This window comes from Paenimyroides ceti (assembly GCF_030409925.1).
In genome coordinates this window covers 1990972-2014257 of record NZ_JAUFQU010000001.1, presented here as the reverse complement: position 1 = coordinate 2014257, position 23286 = coordinate 1990972, and the positions used below count along the sequence as shown (strand labels likewise).

The following is a 23286-nucleotide window of genomic DNA, read 5'->3' as shown; positions in this document are numbered from 1 at the left end:
CAGGGCTGTTCATATCTTAAAAATCAGCTTATTTTAGGAGGGAACCGTGGTGAGATAAAGCCAGAGCTATATTCTAACTGAATAAAGTGAAATTTTTCTTTTTTAGTGATCTCATCAAATGGATTCTCTATATGGATTTCCAAACTAATGGATATGGTTGGGAATTGGAAGAAATTACTACAGACGCAAGCATTGTATTTACAAATGGAATGATTATCAGTAGTGTTATCATCCAACCTATCTGATTCAGTTCTTTTGTTGTCTTGTATGGAACAATGATTTTCTTTAAACGATGTATCATCTGCTACACAGGCAGAGCTTGTATATGGTAGTAGTAAAGAGCTGATGCTTATCAGAAAAATAAGGATAATATGTTTACTGAAATTTTTCACACACTATATAATATGTAACTCTGTTCGATAGTTTCTTCATATAAAATTGTTGTGATCAGAGTTAAGTTTATTCATTTTATAAAGTTCAGAAATCAACCGCAGTAACATTTATATTATTTTCTATTTTATTTGTAAAATTTACTGTTTTGAATAATAGATTTACAACATATCTATTTAGCTATAAGTGAATTATGGTATCCTATAGCTAAACAGACTAAACTGAATTGTATCTGTAAAAAAATCTTTTGAGAGCTTAATGGTGAGCACCATGACTTTCATGAATTCCTTTATTAGCTTCTCCTTCCGAAATTATTACGGTAAAATCTACTGTATGTATTTCTCCTTCTATTTTGAACTGTACCCACATTCTGTACAAACCGGTTTTTTTAATATAGGTTTTCGCATAAATCGGAAAAGGATCTTGAGACATCGGATGAATATGTAAAAAGTCTTTATCAGCCTGACTGATCATCACAATATGGGCATTTGCTCCCAGATACGGTTCTATATCTTTTTCTTCCAATCTTTTGCCTTCTTGTTCTATAGAAAACTCCAAACTTTGAGCGGTATTGGTTTTTAGGTCATTTCCATTAAGTAAGCTTATTGTATAGCCATCAACAACAGCTGTTAACTTAGGTTTGGTTTCAGGTATTTGCTTCAGTAGATTACCTTCAACCTCAATAGATTTCATGCTCACACTTGCCGGATGATCTACAGGTTTGTAATCAATAAAAAAGAGATATTTTCCTGCTGATGGGAAAGTCTCTGCTACATAATAGGTTTCATCTGCCTGTTTTTCAGGATGAATATGGTCAAACCAAGTTAATTCCTCATTTACTACAAGAAGATGCATCTTCATCGTATGAACTACTTCCAGAGGAATATTTTCACCACTTTCAGTAACCGATATGATAAATAATGCCGGATAATTTGCTATAATGTTTTTAGGTTCGGAAGTAACGTGTACATCCACCGATTCTGTATGCTGATGTGTATTCATAATTGATATATTTATATGTTATTGCTATACAAATTTCCGCAAATCAGGTTTTTTTGTGTTACGGTATTTTCGAATAGATTTATAAAATTTACTGATTACTATTATTTCTGATTATTTTCATCACTACTGCAAATGTTAAGATGAGTAATGGCAATAATATCAGATTTACGCCCATCCAGCCCCAATGATTAAACAGACTGCCTGCAAAAAAACTTGTAATACTGATAACTGTAAAGACGGTAAAATCATGAAAGGCCTGAGTTTTTTCTTTTTCTTCAGGTCTATATACTTTTGTAAGTACAGAGGATCCGCCAATAAACAGGAAATTCCAACCTAAACCGACAATAAATAAACCGGCAATAAAATTGCTAAATTCTGTTCCTGAAAGTGCAACAATGAGATATACAAACAAAATAAGTATTCCTGCGATAATGATGCGATGTACTCCAAACTTCTGAATCAGCGTTCCTGTAAAAAAAGAAGGTAAAAACATGCCTAATACATGCCACTGGATAACCATTGCCGTATCACCGGATGAATGCCCGAAATCATGCATAGCAATTGGTGTTGCGGTCATTGACATTCCCATCACAGCAAAAGCGGTGGCTGAGGAGAACAAGGCGAGAACTGTATTTTTATTTTTAATAATTTCCTTTAATGACCGTCCTGCTTTTGTAGGTTTATTGGTTTGTACTACAGCTGTATGTCCGATTTTAAGAAGTGATACTGCTCCCAGAGCAACAATACTTAGCAGAATAGTAGAAAGATAAGAATAGGCATAAGGTATTGCACCCATATCTTGTGTAAACCTTGCCAGATTTGGTCCGGCAACAGCTGCAACAATACCTCCACCAATTACCCATGAGATGGCTTTGCTTTTTGCTTTTTCAGGAACAGAATCCGCCGCTGCAAAACGATAGTACTGTGTAAATCCCTGATAAGCACCCAGCAGCATATTACCGATAGAAAATATCCAAAAGGAATGGTTGATAATACCATACCAGGAAACTACTCCGGATAAAGCACCAATAAGAGTACCTATCATAAATGCTTTGCGTTGCCCAATTTTCTTCATAAGCATAGAAGCCGGTATCATCATTACTGCTGCACCAATGGTAGTCATGGCTACAGGTAATGTTGCCAGATTTTTATCAGGTGCCATCTGCATACCAATAACTCCTGATAATGTAATAACGAGTATGGAGACCGTCTGATATAGAGCCTGAGATACAAACAAGATGTACACATTACTCCATTTGAATTTTGCATTCATGTTTTTGTTGCTATTAGAGTGCAAATTTGCAACGTTATATTCGTCAAAATGTTACGTTATTTCTTATTTATTATGTAAAGTTTACAGATTGAGCTCATCATCATAAGAGGTTATGATTCTTAATACTATACATATTACAATTCCGTCTTATGGTCTTAACTAGAAAATTTTACAGCATGTTATCAATAATAAAACTAAAACATAATAGTTTGTAAATCAGATTGATAATTGAATTTAAAAAATCGTATATTGAGGAATTAAATCTTGAATGAAGAATTGTTGCTAAAAGTAAAGCAGATGTACTTTTTGATATAATATAAGTAAAAATAATAACTCTAATAGATGATTTACAGACTCTATTGTAAAAGTTGAACGTGATTTTCAGCGTTTCTGATACTACTGAACACAAAGATGAATGCAATATTTTTGCAAAATAAAATCAACAAAACAATAAATGGAATATGAATTTTCAAATAAAAAACAGCAGTATGAACGATATAGACGAAATTTTCCGTCTGTATAAAATCGCAACCGATTTTCAGAAGACTAAATTTACTGTTTGCTGGCCGGAATTTGAGAGAAAACTGATTGAAACTGAAATTACTGAAAACAGGCAGTGGAAAATTGTTGCAAGCGACAAGATTATTTGTGTCTGGGCAACGACTTTTAACGATCCTCAAATTTGGGAAGAACGAAATAACGATCCATCTGTTTACATTCACCGAATTGCTACAAATCCTGATTTTCGTGGACAAAATCTGGTTAGAGAGATCGTAAAATGGGCTACAATCTACGCAAGGGAAAATCAAAAACAGTTCGTTAGAATGGACACTGTTGGCAACAATCCGGGACTTATTAATTACTATACAAAATGTGGGTTTGACTTTTTGGGATTATTGAAACTTAAAAATACAAAAGGATTACCTGCACATTATAACAACGCAACAGTAAGCTTATTTCAAATAAGTATCAGTTCTGAAAGAGAAAGTAATAAATCGCTGACATTTTAAAAGCTAACTAAAATTTATGAATTATGGAAATATGGAAAAGTATTTCATCGCATACAAGTGAGTACGAAAACCCAATTAAACTATTAAAAGGAGAAATTGTAAAGTTAGGAAACCGGGCACCCGAAGAAAACTGGAAAGACTGGATTTGGGCAGAAAATGACAAAGAGCAGGGAGGATGGGTACCGATTCAGATAATTGAAAATTTGGAAAGCAACAAGCAAGGACTCATTTTAGAAGATTACAGCGCAAAAGAACTGAATATAGATAAAGACGAAATAGTTGTTAAAGTAAAATCCCTGAATGGTTGGAGTTGGTGCAGAAAAATCAAAGATAATGACGAAGGCTGGATTCCTGATGAAGTGATCGACATGCAATGATTAAGAAGAATTTATTTCTCAATATCAACCCTTTCATTGTTGACAAACCATGGCTATATGTATTTATTACTCTGACAATATCTGCTTTATTTGTAGTTTTTATTAGCCGTAAACACATACCACAAAACCCGCCTATAAAGCGGGTTTTACAGCTGACATTAAAATCATTAATGTTCAGAATATATAGAGAGCAGTACCAGTTTTACTTTATTGTACGGATATAAACTCCTGCGATAATGGCTGCGATAATACATATCATTCCTGCTGAAAAAAATGCGGTTTGAAAACCAGCATTAAGTGCTGTCAGTTCTGTATCACCAACCATTTTCAGAGTATTTGTTTTAGCAGCAGAAATAGCCACAATAATTGCCAGTCCCAAAGCTGATCCTACCTGATAGCTTGTATTAACCAGTCCTGATGCAAGTCCTGTTTCTTCGGGTTTTGCACCTGACATCGAAGCAATGGTTCCGGGTATATAAGTAAGCGACATACCCACAGCCCCCAATAGTGAGGCAGGTAATACATTCGCAACAAATGTTCCGTCTTCCGGTACTGCACTAAAAAGAATCAATGATGCCGCAAGGATCAGAAGACCAACAATCATATTAGATTTAAAGCCAAACTTTGCTACCAGTTTTCCAGTAACTCCTACCATCAGAAACATAATAGCTAATGTCATGGGTAACAAAGCAAGTCCGCTGTTGAAAGCTGAATAATGTAAGGTTTGTTGCAAATAAAGATTCAGAAAAAACCATAAGGGTATCCATGCTGCTGCGAGTAAAGCCATGACAATGTTACCTGCAGAAAGATTGGGTACTTTAAAAATGGATATTGGCATTAATGGTTCGCTTTTCTGCTTTTGAAGAATATAAAAAGCAATCAACAATGCAAATGACAATAACAAAAGACCAATTGTGTGAACTGATCCCCAGCCTTCTGTTTCTGATGAAACGATAGCATACACCATAAGGATCAAAGAGGCTGTTGCCAGAATAGCCCCTGCCATATCTACTTTTCCTTTTCGGGTTTCACCGGTAAGCAACAGGCTACGACTTCTAAGCAATACTATAATACCAACCGGAATATTGATCAGGAATATCCAGTGCCATGAAAGCCATTCGGTAATAGCACCTCCAAGAAAAACTCCTGCAGAACCTCCTGCAGCGGCAGATGCTCCCCAAAAGCCAAGTGCTTTATTTAGTTCGTTAGGATCTGTAAATTTGGACAAAACCAATGTAAGGGCTGCAGGAGCAATAAATGCAGAGCCTATACCTTGAAGAGCTCTTCCAATATTAAGTGACGCTTCAGACCAGGCAACACCTGCCAATAAAGAGGCTAAGGTAAGGATAACAAATCCCCACATAAAAATTTTTCGCGCTCCGAATAAGTCTGATAACCTGCCTCCGAGAAGTAAGAACCCTCCGAATAAGATGACATAAGCATTAAAAATCCATTGTAGTCCGGTTTGTGAGTAACCTAAATCTGTTTTTATTGCCGGTAACGCCACGCCAATAATTGAAGTGTCCATTATTACTAAAAACTGGGCAGTACATAATAAGAATAATGCGGCCCATCGTTTGCTATAAGGTGTTGATTGTGCTGTTGAAATGGTATTTTCCATATTTACTGTTAGTTTGTATTTATTTTAATTTCTATCAATTACTTTTATTTTTTGGATATTAGTGATCCGTTTGTACTAAACAATCAATTGTTTGATACAAATTTATAAATGCCTATATGTAAGGTTTTTACATAATTACGGCTATGTATTGTAAGATTATCAAAAAAAATACACTGCTTTAACGGTGTTTATTTTGCGTTTTTAGTATATAACAGGGATAGGATTGTAAATAGCTTATGATGCGCTATGTGAAAGCAAAGCTTTGAAGGTGGAAAATATGTATTAAATATTGTGCCATTATATTTTTTGATATAATATGCCTTTCAATATTGAAAATAAAAATACTTCTAAAAAAAAAAATTAGATTTCTAAAAAAAATTCGTTTACAGATATTATATGCAAAGAAAAAGTACACAAAATGTACGTCAGGTATATTTTTTTAATTGATTCAAGGTTTTTTCGATCATATTCATGCGATCTTTAACCTTTTCAGCTGATGCATCTAACGTAAAACCTTCATCCATTAATTCTTTTATAAGCAACATTTTTTTTATATTTTCATAATTATATCGCCTGTTTTTACCCTCTTCTTCAGTAAGGCTTGCAATGATGCCTTTTTCTTCCCAATAGCGTATTTGCCTTGCTGGAATGCCCGTGATTTGAGACACTTCACCGATGCCCACTACTAATTTATCTAAAAAATCTGAATCAAAAGACAGATTCTTGTTGGAAGCCTTTTTTGTCATAGTTGCGTTTTTTATTATCTCAAGTTAAGTTCAAGTATTTCGCCTGGTAATCCATCAAAATCAATGAACTCTCTTGTTCTGAATTCGTTGTTGATTAATATTTTTCTTGAAGCAGCGTTTTTTGGATCTATAATCGCAACAAGTTTTGTAAGTTGTTGCTGTTTTTTAGCAGTCTCAACAAGCGATGCACTGACTTGACCCGCAATACCTTGACCCCAGTATTCAGGTAGAATCATATAGCCAAGTTCGGCTTCTTCACTGTTTGTTTCTTTTATTTCCAGCTTGGCAAATCCGATGTATGTATTCGTTTCTGCAGATAAAATTTTATAGCTTCCAAAACACTCATGCAGTCTATTATTTTCGAGGATTTTTATAAAGTCATCTTGTGCTTCATTAGGTTCCAATATTCTCTCTGTTATCATCTGCATCACCCTTATATCATTAACCAAAAGAAAATATAAGGCAAAATCTTTTGGACAAAATTTTTCAAGCTTCAAATTCATTTTGTAAATTATTTACAATTAATGTTGTAAATATAAAATATTTACTTTTATTTTGCAATTGTAGTTTATTTACAATTAATGATAATTTTAAACAATTTAAGTATGAAAACAACAATTTTATTGATCTTCATTTTGGGAATGAATATAAAAGCCATGTCACAAACAGGTGATATAGAGAAACTGAAGATAGAACAGCTTGTAGAGGAAACATTTGCAAATGCAGCTTTAAATAAACTAAACACATACGAAATGACACGAGGTTTTCATCGGGATTTTGCCATTCTGATTCCACAAGGAAATGATCTTTTCCGACTTTCGCTAAATGATTGGATAGAAGTGATAGAATCTTACAAAAACAATCCTGAAAAAATGAAATCCGGAATCAGAGATCTCGATTATATTATTGACGTATTGGAAGTCACAGGCAACACAGCCGTTGTGAAAACACAATTTTTCAGAAATAAAAAATTAATTATTACGGATTACTTATCCTATATAAAATATCCTGAAGGATGGAAAGCAGTGGCAAAGGTATCTAATGAACATATAATAAATCCGTTACACCTCACGCTTTAAATTAGATACTATGAGAACAACAGTTTTAATCTTGCTATTTTTAAACATGAATTACCTACACGGACAAACAAAAGAAAAATCTGCATTAATTCTTATCGAAACTCAAAATGAGTGGATGCATACAGAAGGTAAACTGTACCAGGCATTGGTACAGGATAAAGAAATGTTACACAATTCAATCACAAACATTGAAAAAGTATTGGATTATGCAAGGAAAAACGATATTGAGATCGTTCACGTCGGGCTGCGTTTTCAAAAGGGATATCCTGAATTGGCTAATGGAAAAAGCGGTTTACGAAAAGCCATACCCAAGGCCAGAACTTTCCCTATTGAGGAGTTTGGTTCACAATTTTATGAGACGGTAAAACCGATGGACGGGGAGTTTGTCGTTACGGGTAGAGTAGGCGCAAGCGGATTTACAGGGTCTAATCTGGATGTGTATCTGCGCAACAATAAAATTGAAAATCTGTATTTGGTGGGCTATGCTACCCATGTTTGTGTTGAAAGTACATTACGTGATGCTCATGAAAAAGGTTACAATACTTTTTTGATTTCAGATGCAACTTCCGCATTCAATCGTATGCAACAGGATTATGTTTTAAGTGAAGTTGTGCATCATTTTGGTGAATATATTTCCACAAAAGAATTTATAAATGAGTAAATCGTTATTAAAGAAATAACAGCCCCGGATATTTTTTTAGTGAGACGATGTATTTATTGAAGAGGAAAATGTTTCTGTATGAATCACTTTTAAAAAAACAGATAAATACAGAAACATTCTTTTATCTAATGAATTATAATTCTTTGCGTACTGCTTTTGGTACCAGTACTTTATAGTCTCCGTTATTTCTGAGTACATCTCTTACAATACTTGAGCTGATGTAAGAAGTACTTGCTGCTGTGAGCAGAAATACCGTTTCAATCTTCGATAGTACCCGATTGGTATGCGCAATAGCTTTCTCAAATTCAAAATCGGCCGGATTTCTAAGACCTCTCAGAATAAACTGCGCATTGTTTTGCTTGCAGAAATCAATTGTAAGCCCTTTATACGTCGCTACTTTTATCTTGGGTTCGTCCTTAAATGTTTCTTCCATAAATTCTTTTCTCTTCTCCAAAGGAAACATGTATTTCTTCTCTGCATTGATACCAATAGCGATGATGATTTCATCAAACAGAGGCAAAGCACGTCTGATAATATCTTCATGACCATTAGTTATCGGATCAAATGATCCTGGGAAAACAGCTTTTCTCATATCGAATCTTTTAAGCCAAGTTGCAGTGCATTATCAAAAAGTTGTGTCAGCGAAATACCGGCAACAGCTGCCTGTTGGGGCAAAATGCTTTCTTCCGTAAGTCCTGGTATCGTGTTCATTTCTAATAAGAAAGGCTCTCCGCTGACCAATATAAACTCACTTCTGGAAAAACCACTCATGTTTAGTATTGTATAAATACGTTTGGCGGCATCTTCAATTTTCATTTTTTCCTCTTCAGTAATGCGGGCAGGTGTTATTTCTTTAGATTTACCCTGATATTTAGCTTCAAAATCGAAAAACTCATTGTCAGAAACGATTTCAGTAATCGGTAATACTACGGTTTCTCCTTTATAATTGATAACACCAACCGATACTTCAGTTCCTTTGAGGTAACTTTCTATAATGATTTCGTTATCTTCTTTATAGGCTTTTTCAATAGCGTCTGCCAGATCTTTAGTGTTTTTAACCATAGAAATTCCAAAGCTTGAACCGGATCTGTTTGGTTTTACAAAACATGGTAAACCTACACGCTGAATAATGCTTTCTTCATTGACTACATCGCCTTGATTTAAATAGTAAGAAATGGCTGTTTTTATACCGTATGGTTTTAGAACAGACAACATATCTCTTTTATTCATAGTTAACGCTGCCTGATAATAATCACATGAAGTGTGTTTCATCTTGATGAGTTTAAAATACGCCTGTAATAATCCGTCTTCACCAGGAGTACCGTGAATAGCGTTAAAAACAATGTCAAAAGTAATTTTTATACCGTTAACAACTGCTGAAAAATCATTCTTGTCAATCGCAAATTCTTCATTCTTTTCATTAACCAATACCCACTTGTCTTTGAGAATGTGAACTTTATAAGGCTGGTATATTTTTCGGTCTAAATTTTCATAGACTACGTTTCCGCTTTTTATTGAAATAGGGTATTCGCTGGAATAACCGCCCATAACGATGGCAACATTTATCATAAATGTTTATATTTATTAAGTTTGTATTTCGATTTAAAGAATTCTTTGTGTTGAAACAAATTTATGAAAAAACCCCAAAGAATTAATTTATATCTTTGTCAAAATTTATATCTATGAGTTTTAAGAATTTTATTAAAAGCAAACAGTTTATTTTGTCTTTTGTTTTGGCGTTTTTTATCTTCATTTCTTTGGGTTTTCTAAGCCTTAAGTTTTTGAATTTTTATACCCGTCACGGAAAAGAAATTAAAGTACCTAATTTGGGGAAATTAAAATCAGAACAGGCAGCTCAGAAATTAGAGGAGTTTGATTTGGAATTGATTGTCATTGATACTGTTGATTTTGATAAAAACTTTCCACCTTTTAGTATCGTTTCCCAGGATCCTGTTGCCAATTCGAGTGTAAAAGGAGGACGTAAAATTTATGTAAAAATTAATGCAGCTGGGTATTCATCTCTCCGTCTGCCGGAAGATTTGACGGATAAAACATTCCGTTATGCAGAAAGACGCATTCAGTCTTTGGGGCTTGAAGTAGGCAAAGTTACTTATGAACCTCATTTGGCTAAAGATGTTGTCATACAAATAGAGCAGGGCGGAAGAATTTTGAGAAAAGGAGATAAAGTGACCAAAGGTTCTACTATTGACATTGTTCTCGGAGATGGTAGTTTAGGATTTAAACAACAAAATGATTCACTGAAAGATGCATTTGAAGATGTAGCGCCTTCTTTAGATTCCATTTTTTAATAGTAGATATGAATACAGAAGATTTTTCAGTACCAGCAGACGAAGATTTATTTGAACATTACCGTTTTGAAGCGGGTAAAGGTCAGCAGCCATTACGCGTAGATAAATTTTTAATGAATCTGGTAGAGAATGCTACACGTAATAAAATACAACAGGCAGCAGCAAACGGAAATATTTTTGTAAATGATGTTCCTGTAAAATCCAACCATAAAGTAAAATCCAATGATGTTGTTCGGGTATTGATGGAACAACCACCATTTGAAAATGTAATCATTCCTGAAAATATTCCTTTGAATATTGTCTATGAAGATGATGATTTACTCGTTATCAATAAACCAGCAGGACTGGTCGTACATCCGGGACATGGTAATTATACGGGAACACTGGTAAATGCTTTAGCGTACCATTTTGAAAACCTTCCGTTAAACAGTTCAGAGCGACCTGGATTGGTGCATAGAATCGATAAAGATACTTCAGGGCTTCTTGTTATTGCAAAGACAGAATGGACAATGAGCGAGCTGCAAAAACAGTTTGCTGAAAAAACCACACAGCGTGAATATGTTGCTTTAGTGTGGGGGAATGTAACTGAAGATGAAGGCAGAATTGAAAGCTATATAGGAAGACATGTAAAAGATCGTATGCAGATGGCATCTTTTCCTGATGATACCACCGGGGCAAAACATGCTGTTACGCATTATAAAGTAATTGAGCGTTTTGGCTATGTAACGCTTGTTAGTTGTCGTTTAGAAACAGGAAGAACCCATCAGATCCGTGTACATATGAAATCAATAGGGCATACCCTTTTCAATGATGAAAGATATGGAGGGCATCTGATCCTTAAAGGCACTACTTTTACCAAATACAAGCAATTTGTAGACAACTGTTTTCAGATTTTACCAAGACAGGCATTGCATGCAAAAACATTAGGTTTCATGCATCCCATTAAAAAAGAAGAAATGCTGTTTACTTCTGATTTACCGTCAGATATGGTTAATTGTATAGAAAAGTGGCGAAATTATTCAAACAGTAACGAAATTCCTGAAGATGAATCATAACATAATTTGCTTTGTGGGAAGTAATTCTTCCAAATCCATCAACGTACAGTTAGTAAAATCACTGCTTAAGCATAATATGCAGAACCAAACTGTAGAATATATTGACATTAGAGAATGGCAGCTGCCAATTTTCAGTCAGGATATTGAAACTAATGAAGGATATCCAAAACATATTAAAGAACTTGCTGAAAAAATCAAAAATGCTACGCATGTATTGGTAGGAACTAATGAGCACAACGCAGCTCTTTCAGCCTTTTTTAAAAATATTTTGGATTGGTTGTCCCGATATGATAAGTTGGTATTGGAAGACAAAAAATATTTTGTAGTATCGACTTCTGAAGGAGGGCGCGGAGCCCTTTCCGCAAATGAATATGCACAATCTTTCTTCCATAAATTCAAAGCAAAAGAGGTATTGAGTTTTGCTTTTCCAAATTTTAGTAAGAATTTCTCTGTTGAAAATCAAGTTGTTGTTAGCGATGAGTTAAATAGTAAATTTAATGATATAGTAAAGGAATTTATTAAATAAATGAAACGAACCTCATTAATATTTGAAGTAAAAGATATAGCGGCTTTCAGAAAGAAAGCCCTTTTGTTTTCACAACAATTTAGAGAAGTAGTTCATCTCAATAGCAACGATCATCATCAAAAATATTCGAGTATTGATGAGCTATTGGCTTTTGATGCTTTTACAAGCCTTCAGACCGATGCTCAAAATAGCTTTGCAGAACTTGAAGCGTATCAGCATAACAGTAAAGATTGGCTTTTTGGTTTTTTTACGTATGATGTAAAAAATGCAGTAGAGCCCAAATTAACATCTACCCGTTATGACGGTTTAGAGTTTCCCGATCTTTATTTTTTTCAACCCAAAAAAATACTCTTTTTTAAAGATAATCAGATCGAATTTTCTTATTTGCCTCTGTGTGAAGATGAGATAGAATCTGATTTTGAAGAAATTAATGATACGGTTCTTTATGAGCATACTAAGCCATTGTCAATTGATATAGAAGCCCGTATAACGAAAGCTGATTATATTGCCAAAGTAAATAAAATGAAAGAGTTTATTTACAAAGGCGATATTTATGAAGCTAATTTTTGTATGGAGTTTTTTGCAGAAGAAGCATTCATAGATCCTTTAGATGTTTATCAGAAACTCAATGCTATTTCAAGACCGCCTTTTGCTGCATTTTTTAAAATGAATAAGCATTTTGTGATGAGTGCATCACCGGAACGCTATCTTAAGAAAAAAGGAAACACCGTTGTTTCACAGCCCATCAAAGGAACGGCAAAGAGAGGAAAAGATGTAGAGGAAGACACTATATTGAAATCACAATTAGAATTCAGTGAAAAAGAACGTTCCGAAAATATCATGATTGTAGATCTGGTCAGGAACGACCTGTCAAAAACAGCAAGTCGAGGTACGGTAAAAGTAGAAGAATTATGTGGGATTTATACCTTTGATCAGGTACATCAGATGATTTCTACTGTAGTTTCTGAGGTTGACCCGACTGTAAATGCTGTAGAGGTAATCAAAACAACTTTTCCTATGGGAAGCATGACCGGTGCCCCAAAATTTTCTGCTATGCAAATCATCGAGTTTCTGGAAGAAACGAAAAGAGGTTTGTACAGCGGAGCAATAGGGTATTTTTCACCAGATTCAGATTTTGACTTTAATGTGGTCATTCGTAGTATTTTATATAATCAGGCTACCCGTTATGTTTCTTTCTCAGTTGGGAGTGCTATTACTGCCAAAGCAGATCCTGTTGCGGAGTACCAGGAATGTCTGTTGAAAGCAAAAGCAATGCAGCAAGTTTTAAGATAAATTTATTTAGGAATTATTTTTAAATAGCTTACATTTGATTTTTTCCGTCAAAATGTTACAACGCTTAAAAAATAATTTAGAAAACCAATTTAAAATTCCTTTAGATGCCCGATTTTTACTCGCTGTGAGTGGTGGGGTGGATAGTATGGTTTTACTTCATTTATTCAGGCAGTTTTCCGATCATTTGGCAGTAGCCCATTGTAATTTTAACCTTAGAGGAGAAGAAAGTGATGCTGATGAACAGCTTGTTCGTGATTTTTGTATAAAACATCATATTCCTTTTTATTCAAATTCCTTTGATACAAATAATTATGTTGATTTACATAAAGTATCTGTTCAGGTTGCTGCACGGGAACTTCGCTATAGCTGGTTTAAAGACATTTTAGAAAAAGAATCCTATGACTATCTCGTGACAGCCCATCATGCAGATGATGCGGTTGAAACTTTCCTTATTAATTTTAATCGTGGTACCGGTATTGATGGTCTGTTGGGAATTCCTGATAGAAATGAACATATCATTCGTCCGTTGCTTATTTTCTCAAGAGAAGATGTTTACGGGTATGCTTTAGAACACTCTGTAGCATGGAGAGAAGATGCGTCTAATCAATCAACAAAGTATCTCAGAAATGCTTTCCGGCACAAAGTAATTCCGGTTTTTAAGGAAAACAATCCTCATTTTTTGTCCTCATTTCAGCAAACCCTGCAAAACTTACAACAAGTTTCAGATTTGGCACATGATGCTGCTGAGATGATTTGGAAAAAAGTGGTCATACAGGAAAAAGAGATATATAAAATAAGCATACCTCTATTACTCGAATACAAAAACCATAAGGCCTATCTGTACCAATGGCTCAAAGAGTATCATTTTACTGCATGGAATGATATCTATGAGCTGTTACGGGCTGTATCCGGGAAAATGGTTTATTCTGCCACCCATATTTTGCTCAAAGATCGCGATGCGCTACTCTTAAAGCCCAAAGCCATTGCAACGGCTGAAAAATATTATATTAATTCTGATGAAGACTTAGAAAGATTGCCAATAAAACTTAAATTTGAACTTTCTGAGACAACAGCTGAAAAAAATTATAATAAGCATCATCTATATGCCGATGCTGAGAAAGTGTATTATCCGCTGATTATCAGAAAATGGGAGCAGGGAGATTTTTTTTATCCAGTTGGAATGATGGGTAAAAAGAAAGTCAGCAAATTTTTTAAGGATGAGAAATTTTCTATGTTTGAAAAACAGCAGACCTGGATATTGACCACCGAAAAAAATGATATTATATGGATCATCGGTCATCGTGCGGATGAGCGGTTCATTCATAAAAACAGTAAAAATCAAATTTTAAAAATCATATTTAATTAATGAAAAATCAATTCTATACTTTTTTGTTTTTTATGATTTCATTCATCGGATTCTCGCAGATTCAGGATCCGGTAAAGTGGAAATCTAAAATAGAGAAAATTTCCGATACGGAATATATGATAACCCTTGACGGTACCATCGAGAAAGGATGGCATATGTATTCTCAGTTCACACCTGAAGGCGGAGCCTTACCAACAGAGTTTAAATTTAATAATTTATCGGGTAACTATGAAGTTACTGAAAAAACCATTGAAAGCGAATATAAGCAACAGTATAATGATGTTTTTGAAATAGATGAATACTTCTTTGAAGATACAGTTCAGTTCAAACAAAAAGTTACGGTTACCAATAAAGATCTTTCTAAAATAGAACTTAACCTATTTTATCAGGTTTGTACAGATGTTTGTATCAGTCAGGATAAATTTTTTGAATTCAATCTAAAAGATCTTACCACTAAAGAAGTAAAAGCTTTTGAAGAAGCTGCGGCTGATACCAAAACAGATTCTAAAGGAAGTACACCAGCCGGAAATCCTGCTTCTAAACAAGAGCAAAAAGGCTTGTGGACTATCTTTTTTATATCTTTTCTGTCAGGATTTGCAGCCTTGCTCACGCCTTGTGTGTTTCCGATGATTCCGATGACTGTAAGCTTTTTTACGAAACAAAGTAAATCAAGAGCTAAAGGAATTAAAAATGCTGTGATTTATGGACTTTCCATCATCATTATCTATGTCGTTTTAGGAACCATAGTTACCAAAATTTTCGGTGCTGATTCTTTGAACGCATTATCAACCAATGTTTGGTTCAATGTAATCTTCTTTGTACTACTTGTTGTATTTGCTTCTTCGTTCTTAGGAGCTTTTGAAATCATGTTGCCAAATTCATGGGCAAATAAAGTAGATCGTCAGGCAGACAGAGGTGGTCTTATCGGTATCTTTTTTATGGCTTTAGCCTTAGCGGTAGTTTCTTTCTCCTGTACAGGACCAATTGTAGGAACATTGCTTGTTGAAGCGGCTGCAAAAGGTGGTATCGCTCCGATTATCGGAATGTTCGGATTCTCATTGGCATTGGCGTTGCCATTTATGTTATTTGCAATGTTTCCGGGTTGGTTAAATTCTATGCCGCGTTCGGGTGGATGGATGAACACTGTAAAAGTATCTTTAGGATTTCTGGAACTGGCTTTGGCATTTAAATTCTTATCCAATGCAGATTTGGTATTACAGACACATTATCTGGAACGTGAAATATTCCTTGCGATCTGGATTACAATTTTCGGAACCTGGGCATTGTATTTATTAGGTAAGATACGATTACCACATGATTCTGTTATGGAAAAATTATCTGTAGGACGTTTGTATATGGCTCTATTTGTTACGGTATTTACTATCTATCTTGTACCTGGATTATGGGGAGCACCTTTAAAGATTATTTCAGGATTTCCCCCACCGATGACCTATTCTGAAAGTCCGTATGGAGTAGGAAACTCTCAGGGAGGAGGAGCTGTAATAAGTGAAATTCCTGACGGAGCAAAAGAAGGTCCTCATAGTATTGTAGCATTTGTAGACTATGAAAAAGGAATGAAATATGCGAAGGAAAACAACAAACCTGTTTTACTTGATTTTACCGGATTTGCCTGTGTAAATTGTAGAAAAATGGAAGATTATGTATGGTCTAAGCCAGAAGTATTATCGAAATTACAGAATGATGTAGTGCTGATCTCATTATATGTAGACGATAAAAAAGAATTGCCTGAAAATGAACAATATATATCACCGACTACCGGACAAAAAATAAAAACCATAGGAAATAAATGGAGTGATTTTCAGATTGAAAAATATCAGGCAAATGCACAGCCTTACTATATTATTTTAGATAATGAAGGAAATAATCTAAATAATCCTGTAGGGTATACTCCTGATGCTCAGGAATATCTCAACTGGATGCAAGAAGGAATAAATAAATATAAAAACTAATTTGATATGAAAAAAATCTTATTAATAGCGGCATTTGCTTTTACTGTAATGAGTGCAGGTGCTCAGGTAACTGCCCCGCAAGCAAGTCCGAAATCAGAGATAGAACAAGTTATCGGACTCACCAAAGTAGAAGTGGATTATGCACGTCCTGCCAAAAAAGGAAGATTAGTATTCGGAGATTTGGTTCCTTACGGAAAAGTATGGAGAACCGGAGCAAATGAGAATACTATTGTGAGTTTCAGCGATGATATCATAATTGACGGCCAGAAATTACCAAAAGGAGAATATGCTTTATATACATTGCCAAAAGCAGATGCATGGGAAGTGATGTTTTATAATGAGACTAAAAATTGGGGATTACCTGCTGCATGGGATGATTCCAAAGTTGTTTTGAGAACAAAAGTAACTCCGGTAACTTTAGCTAAAGATGTCGAATACTTTACTATTGATGTTAACCCAATAGATGCAAATAACGGAGAGTTATTAATAAAATGGGAAAAAACAGCAGTTCCGTTGAAATTTGGTGTTCCTACACATGAAAAAGCAATGAACAGCATTAAAACATCTCTTACAGAAAATGCCAAAGCATCTGATTATTATGCAGCAGGTCAATATATATTCCAATCAGACGGTGATATGAAGCAAGCGTTGGAATACATCAATAAGAGTATCAGTATGCAACCGGAAGCACCTTTTTATATGCTACGTCAGAAATCATTAGTACAGGCAAAATTAGGAGATAAAAAAGGCGCTATAGAAACAGCAAAACTTTCTCTTAAAGCTGCTGAGCAGGCAAAAAATGATGACTATATCAAAATGAATAAAGATTCCATTTTACAGTGGTCAAAATAACAGGAAAGCCAACCCGACAGGGTTGGTTTTTTTTATTAAAAGTATTGGAATAAAGCCTATTTATGAGCTAAATATATTTTTAAACCTACATAAATCTCGTTATATTTGCATCTTAACAACACAAAATTATTATGTTAACAGAATTGAATGCTATTTCTCCGGTTGATGGACGATATAGAAGTAAAACACATTCCCTCGCTCCTTACTTTTCTGAAGAAGCTTTAATCAAATATCGGGTTTTAGTTGAAATAGAATATTTTATAGCCCTTTGTGAATTTCCTCTACCACAATTACAGACAATAGATAAAAATGTATATTCAGAATTGAGAGATATTTATCAAAACTTTTCAACGGAAGATGCATTAAAAATTAAAGAAACAGAGAAAGTTACCAATCATGACGTAAAAGCCGTTGAATACTTTATCAAAGATGCTTTTGATGTTTTGGGACTTCAACCTTATAAAGAATTCATCCATTTCGGACTTACGTCTCAGGATATTAATAATACTGCGATACCTTTATCTACCAAAGAAGCATTTTCCAATGTTTATATGCCGGTTTTTATCAATCTGGTAAACAAACTTAAAGAACTCAGCATTGAGTGGAAAGATGTTCCTATGTTGGCAAGAACACACGGACAACCAGCTTCACCAACCCGTTTAGGAAAGGAAATCCAGGTATTTGTTGTGCGTTTGGAAGAGCAATTACGTTTGTTAAACAACATTCCGTTTGCTGCTAAATTCGGAGGTGCAACAGGAAATTTTAATGCCCATAAAGTAGCGTATCCGAACAATGACTGGAAACAGTTTGGTGAAAACTTCGTAGAAGGAGTTTTAGGCATGAAACATTCATTTCCTACTACACAAATAGAACATTATGATCACTTTGCTGCCTTTTTCGATGCCTTAAAAAGAATCAACACCATTATCATTGATTTAGACCGTGATATCTGGACGTATGTTTCTATGGAATATTTTAAGCAAAAGATCAAAGCAGGCGAGATTGGTTCTTCAGCAATGCCACATAAAGTAAATCCGATTGATTTTGAAAACTCAGAAGGTAATCTGGGAATCGCCAATGCTGTTTTTGAACATTTATCGGCAAAATTGCCTTTATCAAGATTGCAAAGAGATTTAACAGACAGTACCGTACTTAGAAATGTAGGAGTACCGTTTGGACACACTCTTATTGCTTTTGAAGCAACGTTGAAAGGATTGAATAAGCTGTTGCTGAATTCCTCTAAATTTGAAGAGGATTTAGAAAACAACTGGGCTGTAGTAGCAGAAGCCATTCAAACGATTTTAAGACGCGAAGGCTATCCGAATCCATACGAGGCATTAAAAGATCTTACGAGAACCAATACAACCATCAATAAGGAATCTATGCATACGTTTATTGAACAGCTCAAGGTATCAGATTCCGTTAAACAAGAACTCAAAAATATTACCCCAAGCAATTACTTGGGTATATAAATAAAAAAATCGCCTCAGGCGATTTTTTTTATAGGGTTGATTTACTTCTTTTTTCAGCCTTTATTCTACTATTTTTAACCCCTGTTTCGGAGCTTTTTTCGCATCAGTAGCAACGGTATCTTTTACTGAATTTTATTTTTTTCACATTTACTACAGATGGTTGTATTTTTCTGAAACTTAAATCATTATCTCTTTTCTTGTTATACTTCTGTATTTGATGTAAAAAACAACAATTTTGTGACATAAAACAACAAAACCATTCTTTTTTTTGCAATTTATCTGTAAAATAGTTGGCAGATATGTTTTTTATGCTTATCATTGAGAAAAAAAATAACCTTATAATTAATTGTTTATGAGAATACTACATTATTTATCACTACTATGTGTTCTGATTTTGTTACAGTCTTGTCTTCAAGACGATCTGCGTACTCCGGTAGTGCGCGAAGCCACACAAGAAGATCCTTTAAACGCCCAAACCCTGATAATGGATCAGACAACTCTTGAAGAAAGATATGCAGGCAATACAAGTTTGGAACATTTGTTTGAAAAAGATTTTAAAAAAGCAGTATCTTCCCTTAGCGCGGCTAAAGGCGGAAGCAATCGAACGGCTACACTTGATCTGGAGCATATTCAAGTACTGGAAGCAGATAAAGTGCATGTGATTACGTATCGGGTACAGGTAACCGATGAAAAAGAACCCGAGTCAAAAGCCGTTTATAATCTGGTGTATTATTCCACCGACCGTAAGGAGTATTATGTAACCCTGTTGAAATATGATTTTTCAAGAATTTCAATAGAGCAGTATCTCAAAAAACCGACAGCTGAGGTTCTGTACCTGTATCCGTTGGAAGAAGACAGAGATACAGACAAAAATATTCAATATGCGATATCGTCAGTAAGTCCTATTTTCGTTTATGAAATAATACCACCCGGCGATTGTATGAAAGAAGTAAGCGTAGCAGGTACACCTTGTAAAGGCTCTGGAAATCCAAAACACGAATATGGAGACAACTCCTGTAGTATGACAGGTAACAAACGCGCCACACCGGGTTATACGTATATGGATTTTTCAGATTGTGGTAAGAATTCCGGTGGTGGTTCGGGAGGTGGAGGTGGTTATCCGGGTGGCGGAGGCGGAGGCGGTTCCACACCGGGGCCGGGCAGTCCCGGCGGACCACCGGCTGCAGGAGGCGGTAACCCACCGATTTCGGTGGTAAAACCCATCAAAAACATCGGAGATCTGGTAAAATCAAAAATCCTTATCGGACAGGTAAATATGGGCTCCGGTAATACCAATGCAAAAGTATTAAAAGCCGTATCTTCATTTTTAAAAGAAGACATACAAACGCTGTATGGCAGAATAAACGATACCAGAGAATCAGGTTTTGCCTATCAATTTGGTATTCAGAACGGAAATTATACCTATAATCCATTAGGAGGCAGGTTGGTTTTTACCAGTACAAATGGAAACAAAAAACAATTGGATGCCGGAAATGCTTCCTGGACTTTTTTCGGAGTCATACACCTTCATCCTTTAAATCTGGGGATTACTTCAACGGGAGTAGGAACACCATTGTTTTCAGCCGGAGATTTGGGGGCTATATTTAAATATGTCAACAAATCATCTGAACAGCCGAATCGTAAACCGTCAGAAGCCTTTATCGGAGTCGTCAATAAATATGGAATGTATATGATGATGCTGCCCAATAATGTGACTTCAGAGAATATTGCTACAGAATATAAGGGTTTTATAAAAGAAAAAGAAGTAGATTTCGTTACCAATAAACGATACGTCATAGATAAAAAAACAGAAAAATGGAGTAAACTCGAAAAAGAGTTAGAAAGAGAATATCTAATAGTAGAAAAAACAAATGATGCGGAAGATATCAAAAAGAAAAAATACGAAAGGGCGTTGTTATTGGTTTTAAAAAAATATGGCTTAAAGATGAATATTTATTTTTTAGAGGCGAATGAAGGCAGTTTTAACAGTAGTTGGCAACAGCTTACTTTAAACAATAATAGTCAGGTTCAATACACAACAATAAATTAAAAAAAGATGAAAACAATATTTTTTATAGTTACCTTATTGATAACCCAAGTAAGCATAGCACAGCAATTTACCGTTATGGATGTGCATAACTATTCCGGAATGAATTCGTATGGTGAAAATGGTTATTATTATAAAGATACTCAGGGATATTTTGATCAGTTTACAGGGGCAGATATCTGGCAATATACAGCAAATAACATCATCATACAGTTACGGTTTGTAAAAAAAACATTTATTGAAAAAACTATAGGTAATACTTATAAAGAAGATGCCTTAATCGGTGGCATGCGGATTATCGAAAACGGAGTAGAAGTGCTTAATACACTTAATACGCTGAATGAAAATAAGAATTCAAGTGTTAATTATTTTATTTATGACGGATATAGAGTTAGAAATACCATAGATTGTCTGGGGTGTACAATTCCGGATCAAAGACTGTATATGCATTATAAAGAGCCGGATAATGACAATAATCATCTGGCTTCTATGTATTTTTTAATGCACGTCTATAAAAACGGATCGTCCTCTATTCTTAGAGTAGTGTTTCCTGAAGATGCAGTCATAGGAGATCCCACACAATACGATCCTGAAGTAGAGAATGCGCCAACTAAAACCCAGGTAATTTTTCCATTTGGAAAATATGATTTTAAAAAAGTGAATTGAGAAATTAAAAAAACCTGATCGTGATGGATCAGGTTTTTTATCTTCATACGCTACAAAGGCTAAAAGATGAGTCAAAATGCAAATAGAATACCATGAAAAATACAAAACAGTTCATACATCTTATCATACTCTGTTGTATGTTACAGGCATACAGCCAGCAGTACCCTGTTTTGTCAACCACTAATCAGGCAAATACCATCACTGATGATAATTATATGGAAACAGGTAATTATGCCAAAGATGTAGGAAATATTCGGAATCAGGTGGTTGGCAGCTGGCGATATCAGACTCCGGATCTCCTATTGGAATTAAAAATTGAAAAAAGAGATAAAGAATTAGAAGGAGTCGGAACCGCAGGGTATTATTTTATGGATATTATTATTATGAAATACAAACTGGTTAAAAACGGATTGGTATTACATGATAACATAAATACAACTCTTCCTCAGAACAATACCGGTTACCATACCTATGGTATTGATTTTATATCATATGGCTTTTATTATGATACGTCCTATAAGTTTAAAGGTTTTATAAATGATTATTACCGTCAAGTTTTATGCAGTTATGAAATGCAGAAAACAAATTTAAATGGTCAGGAAAAGTTACTATTAAACATCAGCAATGGTAACTATCGCATATATGGAGATGCTTCAATGTACACGCCTTCTCAGAAACTTTTTAGTTTACCGTTAGGACCTATTCTTTTAGACAGAATACCTTAAATTTTATTTTGAAGTTGCCGGAAACAGATATAAAAACCTGATCGTGATGGATCAGGTTTTTTATCTTCATACGCTACAAAGGCTAAAAGATGAGTCAAAATGCAAATAGAATACCATGAAAAATACAAAACAGTTCATACATCTTATCATACTCTGTTGTATGTTACAGGCATACAGCCAGCAGTATCCTGTTTTGTCTGTTACAAATCAGATTTTATCAACTACGGATAAAAATTATGGGGTTAAAACAGGTAATTATGCCAAAGATATAGGAAATATTCGGAATCAGGTGGTCGGCAACTGGCGATATCAGACTCCGGATCTCCTATTGGAATTAAAAATTGAAAAAAGAGATAAAGAATTTAGTGGTATTAGCGCTACTCAATATAGATTTAAAGACATTATTATTATAAAATACAAACTGGTTAAAAACGGAGTAGTATTGCATGATAATTTAAATTCAATTATTCCTCAGAATAATACCGGTTATCATAACTACGATCTTAATTTTGTTTCTTATGGTTTTTATTATGATGCGACCTATACCTTTAAAGGTTTTATAAATGATTATTACCGTCAGGTATTATGCAATTATGAAATGCAGAAAACAAATTTAAATGGTCAGGAAAAGTTATTGTTAAACATCAGCAATGGTAACTATCGGATATATGGAGATGCTTCAATGTACACACCTTCTCAGAAACTTTTTAGTTTACCGTTAGGACCTATTCTTTTAGACAGAGTACCTTAAATTTTATTTAGAAGTTGCCGGGAAGATATATAAAAAAACCTGATCGTGATGTATCAGTTTTTTTATCTTCATACGCTACAAAGGCTAAAAAAAAA

The 23286-nt window shown here is 34.7% G+C and carries 26 protein-coding genes; 17 read left to right on the top strand and 9 right to left on the bottom strand.

Annotated elements, in window-relative coordinates; all coding sequences use genetic code 11:
- Positions 1 to 23: 23 nt before the first annotated feature.
- The 4 genes from QW060_RS10005 to QW060_RS09990 all read right to left on the bottom strand — a co-directional run bounded on the left by QW060_RS10005 (position 24) and on the right by QW060_RS09990 (position 3086).
- On the bottom strand, positions 24 to 392 hold the full coding sequence (locus QW060_RS10005; protein ID WP_290363436.1) for a hypothetical protein: 369 nt from the start codon (positions 390 to 392) through the stop codon (positions 24 to 26).
- Positions 393 to 645: 253 nt separating this feature from the next.
- On the bottom strand, positions 646 to 1392 hold the full coding sequence (locus tag QW060_RS10000) for a hypothetical protein (RefSeq protein WP_290363435.1): 747 nt from the start codon (positions 1390 to 1392) through the stop codon (positions 646 to 648).
- Positions 1393 to 1480: 88 nt separating this feature from the next.
- Positions 1481 to 2665: an MFS transporter gene (locus QW060_RS09995; RefSeq protein WP_290363434.1), complete on the bottom strand. Its 1185-nt coding sequence runs from the start codon at positions 2663 to 2665 to the stop codon at positions 1481 to 1483.
- A gap of 169 nt (positions 2666 to 2834) precedes the next feature.
- A complete protein-coding gene (locus tag QW060_RS09990) occupies positions 2835 to 3086 on the bottom strand; it encodes a hypothetical protein (protein ID WP_290363433.1) in 252 nt (83 codons plus the stop codon).
- Between the two features lie 67 nt (positions 3087 to 3153).
- Between QW060_RS09990 and QW060_RS09985 the strand changes: the two genes are divergently transcribed.
- Genes QW060_RS09985 through QW060_RS09975 form a run of 3 tightly spaced genes read left to right on the top strand, consistent with a single transcriptional unit; the run spans position 3154 to position 4276 of the window.
- On the top strand, positions 3154 to 3675 hold the full coding sequence (locus QW060_RS09985; RefSeq protein WP_290363432.1) for a GNAT family N-acetyltransferase: 522 nt from the start codon (positions 3154 to 3156) through the stop codon (positions 3673 to 3675).
- 23 nt (positions 3676 to 3698) lie between these two features.
- Entirely contained in the window at positions 3699 to 4052 is a 354-nt protein-coding gene (locus QW060_RS09980) for an SH3 domain-containing protein (protein ID WP_290363431.1), read from the top strand.
- Positions 4049 to 4276, top strand: coding sequence for a hypothetical protein (locus tag QW060_RS09975; RefSeq protein WP_290363430.1), 228 nt, complete (start codon positions 4049 to 4051; stop codon positions 4274 to 4276). Before QW060_RS09980 ends, QW060_RS09975 begins: the two co-directional genes overlap by 4 nt.
- Here the strand turns inward: QW060_RS09975 and QW060_RS09970 are convergent.
- The 3 genes from QW060_RS09970 to QW060_RS09960 all read right to left on the bottom strand — a co-directional run bounded on the left by QW060_RS09970 (position 4255) and on the right by QW060_RS09960 (position 6922).
- Positions 4255 to 5673: an MFS transporter gene (locus QW060_RS09970; protein ID WP_290363429.1), complete on the bottom strand. Its 1419-nt coding sequence runs from the start codon at positions 5671 to 5673 to the stop codon at positions 4255 to 4257. The genes QW060_RS09975 and QW060_RS09970 overlap by 22 nt on opposite strands.
- A 425-nt stretch (positions 5674 to 6098) precedes the next feature.
- A complete protein-coding gene (locus QW060_RS09965) occupies positions 6099 to 6419 on the bottom strand; it encodes a MerR family transcriptional regulator (RefSeq protein ID WP_290363428.1) in 321 nt (106 codons plus the stop codon).
- A gap of 14 nt (positions 6420 to 6433) precedes the next feature.
- Positions 6434 to 6922 (bottom strand): GNAT family N-acetyltransferase, encoded by a 489-nt coding sequence (locus tag QW060_RS09960; RefSeq protein ID WP_290363427.1) that lies wholly within the window; start codon positions 6920 to 6922, stop codon positions 6434 to 6436.
- Between the two features lie 102 nt (positions 6923 to 7024).
- Between QW060_RS09960 and QW060_RS09955 the strand changes: the two genes are divergently transcribed.
- Both QW060_RS09955 and QW060_RS09950 read left to right on the top strand, forming a co-directional pair.
- Positions 7025 to 7498: a nuclear transport factor 2 family protein gene (locus QW060_RS09955; RefSeq protein ID WP_290363426.1), complete on the top strand. Its 474-nt coding sequence runs from the start codon at positions 7025 to 7027 to the stop codon at positions 7496 to 7498.
- A gap of 10 nt (positions 7499 to 7508) precedes the next feature.
- A complete protein-coding gene (locus tag QW060_RS09950) occupies positions 7509 to 8159 on the top strand; it encodes a cysteine hydrolase (protein ID WP_290363425.1) in 651 nt (216 codons plus the stop codon).
- Between the two features lie 133 nt (positions 8160 to 8292).
- On the opposite strand, the gene coaD is transcribed toward QW060_RS09950, so the two are convergent.
- Positions 8293 to 8751: a pantetheine-phosphate adenylyltransferase gene (gene coaD, locus QW060_RS09945; RefSeq protein ID WP_290363424.1), complete on the bottom strand. Its 459-nt coding sequence runs from the start codon at positions 8749 to 8751 to the stop codon at positions 8293 to 8295.
- Complete coding sequence (locus QW060_RS09940) at positions 8748 to 9728, bottom strand: D-alanine--D-alanine ligase (RefSeq protein ID WP_290363423.1); 981 nt, start codon at positions 9726 to 9728, stop codon at positions 8748 to 8750. Before QW060_RS09940 ends, coaD begins: the two co-directional genes overlap by 4 nt.
- A gap of 113 nt (positions 9729 to 9841) precedes the next feature.
- Here QW060_RS09940 and QW060_RS09935 point away from each other — a divergent pair, with 113 nt between their 5' ends.
- The 12 genes from QW060_RS09935 (at position 9842) to QW060_RS09880 (ending at position 23191) form a co-directional block, all read left to right on the top strand.
- Positions 9842 to 10468 carry a PASTA domain-containing protein gene (locus QW060_RS09935; protein WP_290363422.1) on the top strand — a complete coding sequence of 209 codons (627 nt, stop codon included), beginning with the start codon at positions 9842 to 9844 and terminating at the stop codon, positions 10466 to 10468.
- A gap of 8 nt (positions 10469 to 10476) precedes the next feature.
- The gene (locus QW060_RS09930; RefSeq protein ID WP_290363421.1) at positions 10477 to 11523 is read left to right on the top strand and encodes an RluA family pseudouridine synthase; all 1047 of its coding nucleotides are present in this window, start codon (positions 10477 to 10479) and stop codon (positions 11521 to 11523) included.
- Positions 11513 to 12049 carry an NADPH-dependent FMN reductase gene (locus QW060_RS09925; protein WP_290363420.1) on the top strand — a complete coding sequence of 179 codons (537 nt, stop codon included), beginning with the start codon at positions 11513 to 11515 and terminating at the stop codon, positions 12047 to 12049. The genes QW060_RS09930 and QW060_RS09925 overlap by 11 nt, the downstream gene beginning before the upstream one ends.
- Entirely contained in the window at positions 12050 to 13342 is a 1293-nt protein-coding gene (locus QW060_RS09920; protein ID WP_290363419.1) for an anthranilate synthase component I family protein, read from the top strand.
- A gap of 34 nt (positions 13343 to 13376) precedes the next feature.
- On the top strand, positions 13377 to 14708 hold the full coding sequence (tilS, locus tag QW060_RS09915) for a tRNA lysidine(34) synthetase TilS (protein ID WP_290363418.1): 1332 nt from the start codon (positions 13377 to 13379) through the stop codon (positions 14706 to 14708).
- Positions 14708 to 16678: a protein-disulfide reductase DsbD family protein gene (locus QW060_RS09910; protein WP_290363417.1), complete on the top strand. Its 1971-nt coding sequence runs from the start codon at positions 14708 to 14710 to the stop codon at positions 16676 to 16678. The genes tilS and QW060_RS09910 overlap by 1 nt, the downstream gene beginning before the upstream one ends.
- Positions 16679 to 16684: 6 nt before the next feature.
- Positions 16685 to 17530 (top strand): DUF2911 domain-containing protein, encoded by an 846-nt coding sequence (locus tag QW060_RS09905; RefSeq protein WP_290363416.1) that lies wholly within the window; start codon positions 16685 to 16687, stop codon positions 17528 to 17530.
- A 131-nt stretch (positions 17531 to 17661) separates the two neighbouring features.
- The gene (gene purB / locus QW060_RS09900) at positions 17662 to 19002 is read left to right on the top strand and encodes an adenylosuccinate lyase (RefSeq protein ID WP_290363415.1); all 1341 of its coding nucleotides are present in this window, start codon (positions 17662 to 17664) and stop codon (positions 19000 to 19002) included.
- Positions 19003 to 19354: 352 nt separating this feature from the next.
- Entirely contained in the window at positions 19355 to 21052 is a 1698-nt protein-coding gene (locus tag QW060_RS09895) for a hypothetical protein (protein WP_290363414.1), read from the top strand.
- Positions 21053 to 21058: 6 nt separating this feature from the next.
- Positions 21059 to 21715, top strand: coding sequence for a DUF6705 family protein (locus QW060_RS09890; protein ID WP_290363413.1), 657 nt, complete (start codon positions 21059 to 21061; stop codon positions 21713 to 21715).
- 92 nt (positions 21716 to 21807) lie between these two features.
- Positions 21808 to 22440, top strand: coding sequence for a DUF6705 family protein (locus tag QW060_RS09885; RefSeq protein ID WP_290363412.1), 633 nt, complete (start codon positions 21808 to 21810; stop codon positions 22438 to 22440).
- A gap of 115 nt (positions 22441 to 22555) precedes the next feature.
- The gene (locus QW060_RS09880) at positions 22556 to 23191 is read left to right on the top strand and encodes a DUF6705 family protein (protein WP_290363411.1); all 636 of its coding nucleotides are present in this window, start codon (positions 22556 to 22558) and stop codon (positions 23189 to 23191) included.
- Positions 23192 to 23286 lie beyond the last annotated feature (95 nt).

Excerpts from the sequence above, each read along its gene's own strand:
- QW060_RS10000 (WP_290363435.1), bottom strand. The coding sequence starts at position 1,392 with ATGAATACACATCAGCATACAGAATCGGTGGATGTACACGTTACTTCC.
- QW060_RS09995 (WP_290363434.1), bottom strand. The coding sequence starts at position 2,665 with ATGAATGCAAAATTCAAATGGAGTAATGTGTACATCTTGTTTGTATCT.
- QW060_RS09985 (WP_290363432.1), top strand. The coding sequence starts at position 3,154 with ATGAACGATATAGACGAAATTTTCCGTCTGTATAAAATCGCAACCGAT.
- QW060_RS09980 (WP_290363431.1), top strand. The coding sequence starts at position 3,699 with ATGGAAATATGGAAAAGTATTTCATCGCATACAAGTGAGTACGAAAAC.
- QW060_RS09975 (WP_290363430.1), top strand. The coding sequence starts at position 4,049 with ATGATTAAGAAGAATTTATTTCTCAATATCAACCCTTTCATTGTTGAC.
- QW060_RS09970 (WP_290363429.1), bottom strand. The coding sequence starts at position 5,673 with ATGGAAAATACCATTTCAACAGCACAATCAACACCTTATAGCAAACGA.
- QW060_RS09965 (WP_290363428.1), bottom strand. The coding sequence starts at position 6,419 with ATGACAAAAAAGGCTTCCAACAAGAATCTGTCTTTTGATTCAGATTTT.
- QW060_RS09960 (WP_290363427.1), bottom strand. The coding sequence starts at position 6,922 with ATGAATTTGAAGCTTGAAAAATTTTGTCCAAAAGATTTTGCCTTATAT.
- QW060_RS09955 (WP_290363426.1), top strand. The coding sequence starts at position 7,025 with ATGAAAACAACAATTTTATTGATCTTCATTTTGGGAATGAATATAAAA.
- QW060_RS09950 (WP_290363425.1), top strand. The coding sequence starts at position 7,509 with ATGAGAACAACAGTTTTAATCTTGCTATTTTTAAACATGAATTACCTA.
- coaD (WP_290363424.1), bottom strand. The coding sequence starts at position 8,751 with ATGAGAAAAGCTGTTTTCCCAGGATCATTTGATCCGATAACTAATGGT.
- QW060_RS09940 (WP_290363423.1), bottom strand. The coding sequence starts at position 9,728 with ATGATAAATGTTGCCATCGTTATGGGCGGTTATTCCAGCGAATACCCT.
- QW060_RS09935 (WP_290363422.1), top strand. The coding sequence starts at position 9,842 with ATGAGTTTTAAGAATTTTATTAAAAGCAAACAGTTTATTTTGTCTTTT.
- QW060_RS09930 (WP_290363421.1), top strand. The coding sequence starts at position 10,477 with ATGAATACAGAAGATTTTTCAGTACCAGCAGACGAAGATTTATTTGAA.
- QW060_RS09925 (WP_290363420.1), top strand. The coding sequence starts at position 11,513 with ATGAATCATAACATAATTTGCTTTGTGGGAAGTAATTCTTCCAAATCC.
- QW060_RS09920 (WP_290363419.1), top strand. The coding sequence starts at position 12,050 with ATGAAACGAACCTCATTAATATTTGAAGTAAAAGATATAGCGGCTTTC.
- QW060_RS09910 (WP_290363417.1), top strand. The coding sequence starts at position 14,708 with ATGAAAAATCAATTCTATACTTTTTTGTTTTTTATGATTTCATTCATC.
- QW060_RS09905 (WP_290363416.1), top strand. The coding sequence starts at position 16,685 with ATGAAAAAAATCTTATTAATAGCGGCATTTGCTTTTACTGTAATGAGT.
- purB (WP_290363415.1), top strand. The coding sequence starts at position 17,662 with ATGTTAACAGAATTGAATGCTATTTCTCCGGTTGATGGACGATATAGA.
- QW060_RS09895 (WP_290363414.1), top strand. The coding sequence starts at position 19,355 with ATGAGAATACTACATTATTTATCACTACTATGTGTTCTGATTTTGTTA.
- QW060_RS09890 (WP_290363413.1), top strand. The coding sequence starts at position 21,059 with ATGAAAACAATATTTTTTATAGTTACCTTATTGATAACCCAAGTAAGC.
- QW060_RS09885 (WP_290363412.1), top strand. The coding sequence starts at position 21,808 with ATGAAAAATACAAAACAGTTCATACATCTTATCATACTCTGTTGTATG.
- QW060_RS09880 (WP_290363411.1), top strand. The coding sequence starts at position 22,556 with ATGAAAAATACAAAACAGTTCATACATCTTATCATACTCTGTTGTATG.